Source organism: Mesorhizobium sanjuanii, assembly GCF_002529485.1.
GTDB lineage: Bacteria > Pseudomonadota > Alphaproteobacteria > Rhizobiales > Rhizobiaceae > Mesorhizobium > Mesorhizobium sanjuanii.
Genome location: NZ_NWQG01000144.1, coordinates 1 through 7,348 on the forward strand (window position 1 = coordinate 1; position 7,348 = coordinate 7,348).

The following is a 7,348-nucleotide window of genomic DNA, read 5'->3' on the forward strand; positions in this document are numbered from 1 at the left end:
AGAACCGGAGCGGAGCGGACATTCAAGTCCGTGAGCACCGGAAGCGCAGAAAGCTGCGTCAGTCGGCCGGCCTCATGAATTCTTCTCCGGGATTTTAAGCGCAGACGCGGTTGCGGCCTTGCCTCTTCGCCTCATAGAGCTGGCGATCGGCGCGGCGATAGAACTCTTCGGCCGTTTCCTTGCGGTCCCAGACGGCAAGGCCGACGCTAGTGGTGATCTTCAGGCGGACATTGCCTGACAATATCGACATGTTGGCGATCGCCTTGCGAATGCGCTCGGCGAATTTGGACAGAAGTTCGGCGTCCATGTTGGGCGTGACCACCGCGAACTCCTCGCCACCCAACCGCGCCACCACGTCATGATAGCGCGTCATGTCCTTGAGACAGTTGGCGACAGCCCGCAAGACCTCGTCGCCGACATCATGGCCATGGGTATCGTTGACCTGCTTGAAATGGTCGAGGTCGAGGATCATCAGCCCGACCGGCTTCTCGATGCGGCGGAACTCCTCAAGATATTCCTTTAGCGCATCGTCGAAATAGCGCCGGTTCTGCATGCCGGTCAGGCTGTCGGTCAGCGCCGCATGCTCCAGCGTTTCCGAGCGCGCACTGAGCGAAACCGTCATGGCGCGCAGCTTGCCTTCTTCCGTCGCCTGTTTGCGGATCAGCGGGTAGATGAAGAAAATGCCGAAGAACAGCGCGGTCGCCAAAAGCACGCCGGTCACGAACAGCAGCTTGTTGAGGTGGACGATCTCGTCGACCCTGGAGGGCGTTCGAACCTCAGTGGCAAAAGTTTGCAGAAGTCCATAGGCATGAAGTGTCACCAGACCAGCGGCCAGGATCACGAAAATGAAGACGAAAAAGGCTGATTCCGCCCTGTGGAAACGCATCTGCCCGCCGCTGGAAAATTCCTGAAGACCTTATGGCACGCAGGGGCCTTACGGAGGGTTAATTGGGACAACTTCGGCGGGAAGTGTCCGTTCAAAGCTAACTTTTTAGGTTGCACCGAAAAGATCGGTTGAGATCGTGGTTTCCGTCCCGTAACCGGTGCGCAATCTGTGCCATTCCGGGCCTAACTGATGCCTGAACCATGTGGCCTGCCGCTTGGCATATTGTCGCGTTGCGATCTTGGCGCGCTCGATCGCTTCGGGATAGCTCAGTTCCCCGGCCATCGCCGCCTGGAGTTCGCGCACGCCGATCGCCTTCATCGCCGGCAACTCGGCATCGAGGCCGAGCGCTGCCAGCCGCCTGACCTCTTCAAGGGCGCCGCTGTCCAGCATGTGGTCGAACCGCGCCTCGATGCGGCTCACCAGCGCGGCCCGTTCGGGTTCGATCACGAAGAAACGCGCGCTATCCCTGTCGATCAGCGGCCGACCGCGCATCGCCTGCCAGTCGAGAATGGAGCGGCCCGATGCGTCAAGCACCTCCAGCGCCCGCACGATGCGCTGGCCGTCGGTCGGCTTCAGCACCATGCCGGCTGCCGAATCCTCGCGCAACAGGATGCGATGCAGCTTGGCCGCCCCCTGCTCCTGGAGTTCGTAGCGCCACCGGTCGCGGACCTGCTGCGGAATGTCGGGCATTTCCGAAATGCCTTCCGCGAGCGCCCGGAAATAAAGCCCCGTGCCGCCGACGAAAATCACCGGTCGTTCGGAGAACGTAACGTCTGAGAACGTGCCCTCGTCGATCAGCTTCATCACGTCGCGCAGCCAGGCGCCGGTGGAATAGGCGATGGAGGGATGGACGTGACCGTAGAGATAATGCGGGACACGGGCGAGTTCGGCAGCGCTCGGCCGCGCCGTCAGCACATCGAGCACCGAATAGCCCTGCATGGAATCGGTGTTGACGATGACGCCGCCCATGCGTTCGGCGAGATCGAGCGCAAGCGCCGACTTGCCGCTGGCGGTCGGCCCGGCTATCAGGATCGCGTTCTTCACGCGGCCCCCGCCCGCCTGCCCGCCGGAATTCTCGATGTCGCTGATCGCCACGCCCTTGATCGCCACGCCCTTGGTCGCCACGCTTGTATCCCATCCCGCCGGCCACGCATTGTCGCCGGCGATTGCGAATATGGCCTCACGGTCGGTCGGCGCAAGCGCTGTTCGCTGGCTGGCCGAGGGGATCGCTTGCGATCTCGCTTTGCCCGAGACAGCCGAAACCACGGAAACAGCCGCCAGCCTGCGCGCCGTACTCGCCACTGAACCGGTCGACGTGATCGTTCAGCAGGCCGAGGCAAGGCGAAAGCAAATCCTCATCGCCGATATGGATTCGACCATGATCGACCAGGAGTGCATCGACGAACTCGCCGACGAGATCGGCGTCAAGGACCGCGTAGCCGCGATCACGGCGCGCTCGATGAACGGCGAGATCGCTTTCGAGCCGGCCCTGCGCGAACGGGTGGCATTGCTGAAAGGCCTCGACGCCGCCGTGGTCGACCGCATCATCGCCAACCGGCTGACGCTGGCTTCCGGTGGCCGCGCGCTTGTGCGGACCATGCGTGCCAATGGCGCCTGGACGGCGCTGATATCGGGAGGCTTCGACGTCTTCACCGCGCGCATAGCGGCGATGCTCGGCTTCCAGGAGAACCGCGCCAACCGCCTGATCGAACAGGATGGCCATTTCACCGGGCTGGTGGCCGAGCCGATCCTCGGCCGCGCCGCCAAGGCTGATGCGCTGCTCGCGATTTCGGCGCGCCTTGGCCTGACAACCGCCGACGCCATCGCTGTCGGCGACGGCGCCAACGACCTCGACATGATCCGTCTTGCCGGCACTGGCGTCGCTTTGCACGCCAAGCCGGCCGTGGCGGCAGAGGCCAAGGTCCGCATCGACCATGGCGACCTGACCGCGCTGCTTTATCTGCAGGGGTACCGGCGCGAGGAGTTTGTCGAATGAGACCGATCCACACCGAACGCCTGATCCTTCGCAATTGGGAGGAGCGCGACCGCGAGCTCTTTCACCGGATCAATTCCGACGAGCGCGTCATGGAATTTTTTCCATTTCGCCGCGACCGCGCCCAGGCCGACGCCAAGATGGATGAATTGCGCGCCGTCATCGACCGCGACGGTTTCGGCTTCGCCGCCGCCGAGATCGCCGCCACCGGCCAATGCATCGGCTTCGTCGGCATAACCCGAACCGATCATTTGCCCTTCTTGCCGGCCGGCACCGTCGAGATCGGTTGGCGGCTGGCGCCCGAATTCTGGGGACACGGCTATGTCACCGAGGCAGCCGAAGCCTGGCTTGCCCATGGCTTCGAAACGCTTGACCTCGATGAGATCGTGTCCTTCGCGGTCAAGGACAATCGCCGTTCCACCGCCGTCATGGAACGCCTGGGCATGTCCGCCGACCCGGCAAGCGATTTCGACCATCCCGGCATTCCCGACAGCCACCCCGCGCTCAAGCGGCATGTGTTCTACAGGCTTTCGCATGACAACTGGCTCGCAAGAAAAAGGGCAGCTCGCTAGCTGCCCTTCTCATGCAAGATCAATCTGTTACATGGTTTTCCGGACTCAATCCATTCGGATCGTCACGAACCGCAACTCACCGGTCTTCGACGCCAGCATCAGGAGCGCATTCTTGCGCCCCTGCTCCTTCAGCGCGCCGATCCGGTCCATGACGTCCTTGGGCGTGGCAACCGATTCCTGGGCGATCTCGGTGATCACCTCGCCGGCCTGGATGCCGCGTTCGGCCGCGGCCGAATCCTTGGCGACGCCGGTGATGACGACGCCGCTGACATCGGCGGCGATACCGAATTTCGTGCGCGTCTCGTCGTTGAGCTCGCCGACGGTCATGCCGAGCACGGAAGCCGTCGAAACGGCAGGTGCCTTGTCCCCATTGTCCTGGTCGGTGTTGCCGTCTTCGCCGCTGGCAAGCTTTTCGCCGTCCTCGAGCCGGCCGAGCGTCACCTTCACGGTCTGCTCGACACCTTTGCGCACGATGACCACATCGACGGCCTTCCCGACCGTGCTTTCCGCGACGACGCGCGGCAGGTCGCGCATTTCAATGACGTCCCTGCCGTCGAACTTGATGATGACGTCGCCCGCCAGGATGGTGCCGTTGTCGACCGGTCCGCCCTTGATGACGCCGGCGACCAGCGCGCCCTTGGCGGTCGCCATGCCGAGGCTTTCGGCGATGTCGTCCGTCACCGGCTGGATACGCACGCCGAGCCAGCCCCGCCGTGTCTCGCCGAACTGGCGGAGCTGGTCGACGACGCCCGAGGCGAGCTGCGCGGGAATGGAGAAGCCGATGCCGATCGAACCGCCGGACGGCGAGATGATCGCCGTGTTGATGCCGATCACTTCGCCGACGCTGTTGAACAGCGGGCCGCCGGAATTGCCGCGATTGATCGCGGCATCGGTCTGGATGAAATCGTCATAGGGACCGGAATTGATGTCGCGGTTGCGGGCCGAGACGATGCCGACCGTCACCGTGCCGCCAAGGCCGAACGGATTGCCGATCGCCATCACCCAGTCGCCGACCCGCATCTTGCTGGAATCGCCGAATTTCACCGCGGTCAGCTTGTGTCCCTTCGGATCGACCTTCAGCACCGCAACGTCGGTCTTGGTGTCCGTGCCGACCAGTGTCGCCTTGAGCGTCACGCCGTCGGAGAAATTCACCTCGATATCGTCGGCATCGGCGATGACGTGATTGTTGGTCACCACGATGCCTTGCTCGGCGTCGACCACGAAACCGGAGCCCAGCGACTGCACTTTCTGGGAGCGATTGCCCTGGTCGCCGGGACGGTTCTTGAAGAAATCGTCGAAGAAATCCTGGAAGGGCGACCCCTCGGGAAGCTGTGGCATCGGCACCGCGCCCGGACCTTCCGTGCCCTTGACCGTCTGCGAGGTCGAGATGTTGACCACGGCGCCGAGCAGGCCCTGCGCGAGATCGGCGACCGAAGGCGGCCCGTCCGCGGCAACCGAGGGCGTCACGAAAGACGGAACGGCCAAGGCTCCGACAATAAGTGCCGTCGTGCCGGCGATGAACGTCCGCCTCGCTGCGCGCAGAAGGGTGTTGGATGTCATCGAGAAGTCTCCCGGTGTTTTCTGAAAAGATAAGCGCTTCGGCAAAAAGCTGCGTCACGCCATGTTGGCAAGAAATACGGCACGTTTGCGGCCTTGACTATCGGCAGAGGATAAATCCTCCGTTACGCAGGCACCATGAAAGCAATTGCCGCCATCAGCCTCGCACCAACCAGACGATGCCGACGCCGATGACGATCGCCGCCAGCCCCGCGATCCGCAGCGCGTTCTCCGGCATCGCCAAAACCTCGCCGGCGAGTTTCCTGGCGAGGCCGGGAAAGCCGCCATAGACCAGGCCCTCTATGACGAGGACCAGGCCTATTGCCGCCAGGAAATCCTGCACCGGCCGTTACTGGCCGGCGCCTGGCTGCGTTGCCGGCGCGGCAGGTGCGGGCGGCGGTGTTGGCGTGTCGTTGCCGTCCGGATTGCGGAAGAAGCGGAAGAACTCCGAATTCGGGGACAGCACCATCGTCGTCCCGGTGTTGTCCAGCGCCGTGCCATACGCATTCATCGACCGGTAGAAATCGAAGAAGGCCGGATCGCGTTTGTAGGCATCCGCGAAGGTAGCGCTTCGCTGGGCTTCGCCCTCGCCGCGCAGGATTTCCGATTCCTTCCGCGCTTCGGCGACGATCTCCACCACCTCGCGATCGGCGCGAGCGGTGATGCGCTGCGCGGCCTCTTTGCCGCGCGCCCTCAGCCGCTCGGCCTCGGCCAAACGTTCGGCCTTCATGCGGTCGTAAGTCTGCTGCGAGACTTCCGCTGTCAGATCAGTGCGGCGGATGCGGACATCCTCGATCTGCAGGCCGAGCGAGGTGGCGTCGGGCCTGAGCTGATCGCGCACCTCGCGCATCATCACGGCCCGCTCTTCCGAGAGCGCCGCCTCGAAGTCGCGCAGGCCGTAGACACGGCGGAGCGCCGCGTCGAGACGCGTCCTCAGCCGAGCCTCGGCCAGTGCGATCTGGCCGGACACCGCGGAGCGGAACACGCGCGGATCCGAGATGCGGTAAGCGATGAAGGCATCGACCTCGTAGAACTTGCCGCCCGAAACCTGGACGCGGATGTTGTCGAGATCGAAGCGCAACACCCGGTTCTCGATCAATTGCACGCTGTCTGCATCGAAGAATGCGAACGGCGCCTTGAAGTAGATGCCGGGTTCATTCTTGACGTCGACGATCTCGCCGAACCTGATCACCAGCGCCTGCTGGCGCGCATTGACCACGAAGACCGACGAATAGAGCAGGAACAGGATGACCGCGGCGATCACCGCTATGACGGGGAGACGGTTGGCCATCACTGGGTTCCTCCCGTCGTGCCGCCCAGGGGGGCCGGCGCCGGCGCTTTCTGCTGCAATGCCGGCAGCGGCAGATAGGGAACGACCCCTTGCCCATTGCCTTGTTCGACGATGACTTTGCCAGAATCCCTCAGGACCTTCTCCATCGTTTCCAGATAGAGACGCTTGCGCGTCACATCGGGCGCCTTGGCGTATTCGTCATAAACCGAGATGAAGCGCTGCGCCTCGCCTTCGGCCTCTTGCATGACACGGTTCTTGTAGGCTGCCGCGTCCTCGCGGATCTGTGCGGCCTCGCCGCGCGCCTGGCCGAGCTTCTGGTTGGAATACTGGTTGGCCTGCTCGACGAACTTGTCCTCGTCCTGTTCGGCGCGCTGCACCTCGTCGAAGGCGTCGGCCACTTCACGCGGTGGCGCGGCATCCTCGATCGAAACAGCGTTGATGTTCAGGCCGGCCTTGTAGTCGTCCAGCGTCGTCTGGATGATTTCACGCACCGACGCCGCGATACCCTGGCGGTCGTCGCGGAAAATGTCCTGCGCGGGCCGGCGGCCGACCGCTTCGCGCATGGCGCTTTCGGCGACCTGCCGCAGCATGCCGTCCGGATCGGACACGTCGAACAGATAGGCCCTCGGATCGGAGACCTGATAGGCAACCGAGAACTGGACGTTGACGATGTTCTGGTCGCCCGAAAGCATCAGACCTTCGCCGCTGGTGTTGCCGCCGCCGATATCGACAAGCTGCTCGGCGATCTTGGCCGTCTCGACGGTTTCGATGGGCCACCAATGGAAGTGCAGGCCGGGCTGCGAAAGCTCCGCCTTCGGCTTGCCGAACCTCAGTTCGACCGCAACCTCGTCGGGCTGCACGGTGTAGATCGCCTTGAACGCCCACAGCACGATAAGCGCTGCCGCGATAAGCGCGAACACGGCGGGACTGGCGCCGCCGCCACCCGGCAGTGCGCGCCGCAACCTGTCCTGGCCGCGCCGGATGATGTCTTCGAGATCGGGAGGCGAGCCCTGCGGGCCGCTTGGTCCCTTTGGTCCCTGCCCCCAGGG

Annotated in this window: 8 protein-coding genes; 2 read left to right on the forward strand and 6 right to left on the reverse strand. The window is 63.7% G+C overall.

All coding sequences use genetic code 11. The features are described from left to right. Nucleotides 1-94: 94 nt before the first annotated feature. Both CN311_RS20810 and miaA read right to left on the reverse strand, forming a co-directional pair. A complete protein-coding gene (locus tag CN311_RS20810) occupies nucleotides 95-886 on the reverse strand; it encodes a GGDEF domain-containing protein (protein ID WP_097575595.1) in 792 nt (263 codons plus the stop codon). A gap of 105 nt (nucleotides 887-991) precedes the next feature. Continuing rightward, a complete protein-coding gene (miaA, locus tag CN311_RS20815) occupies nucleotides 992-1,975 on the reverse strand; it encodes a tRNA (adenosine(37)-N6)-dimethylallyltransferase MiaA (protein WP_097575601.1) in 984 nt (327 codons plus the stop codon). On the opposite strand from miaA, the gene serB reads away from it, so the two are divergent. Together serB and CN311_RS20825 are read left to right on the forward strand one after the other, a co-directional pair. Further along, nucleotides 1,965-2,882, forward strand: a complete 918-nt coding sequence (gene serB / locus CN311_RS20820) for a phosphoserine phosphatase SerB (RefSeq protein ID WP_097575600.1) — start codon at nucleotides 1,965-1,967, stop codon at nucleotides 2,880-2,882. The genes miaA and serB overlap by 11 nt on opposite strands. Next, complete coding sequence (locus CN311_RS20825; protein WP_097575596.1) at nucleotides 2,879-3,451, forward strand: GNAT family N-acetyltransferase; 573 nt, start codon at nucleotides 2,879-2,881, stop codon at nucleotides 3,449-3,451. The genes serB and CN311_RS20825 overlap by 4 nt, the downstream gene beginning before the upstream one ends. Nucleotides 3,452-3,496: 45 nt before the next feature. Here CN311_RS20825 and CN311_RS20830 read toward each other — a convergent pair whose 3' ends face one another. From CN311_RS20830 to hflK, 4 genes are all read right to left on the reverse strand, one after another. Beyond that, nucleotides 3,497-5,011, reverse strand: coding sequence for a DegQ family serine endoprotease (locus tag CN311_RS20830; RefSeq protein ID WP_097575597.1), 1,515 nt, complete (start codon nucleotides 5,009-5,011; stop codon nucleotides 3,497-3,499). Between the two features lie 154 nt (nucleotides 5,012-5,165). Then, nucleotides 5,166-5,351 carry a DUF2065 domain-containing protein gene (locus CN311_RS20835; RefSeq protein ID WP_097575598.1) on the reverse strand — a complete coding sequence of 62 codons (186 nt, stop codon included), beginning with the start codon at nucleotides 5,349-5,351 and terminating at the stop codon, nucleotides 5,166-5,168. A gap of 6 nt (nucleotides 5,352-5,357) precedes the next feature. Then, nucleotides 5,358-6,299 carry a protease modulator HflC gene (gene hflC / locus CN311_RS20840; protein WP_097575599.1) on the reverse strand — a complete coding sequence of 314 codons (942 nt, stop codon included), beginning with the start codon at nucleotides 6,297-6,299 and terminating at the stop codon, nucleotides 5,358-5,360. Continuing rightward, the coding region (gene hflK, locus CN311_RS20845; protein ID WP_097575602.1) for an FtsH protease activity modulator HflK at nucleotides 6,299-7,348 on the reverse strand (1,050 nt) is incomplete at its 5' end. The genes hflC and hflK, both read right to left, overlap by 1 nt.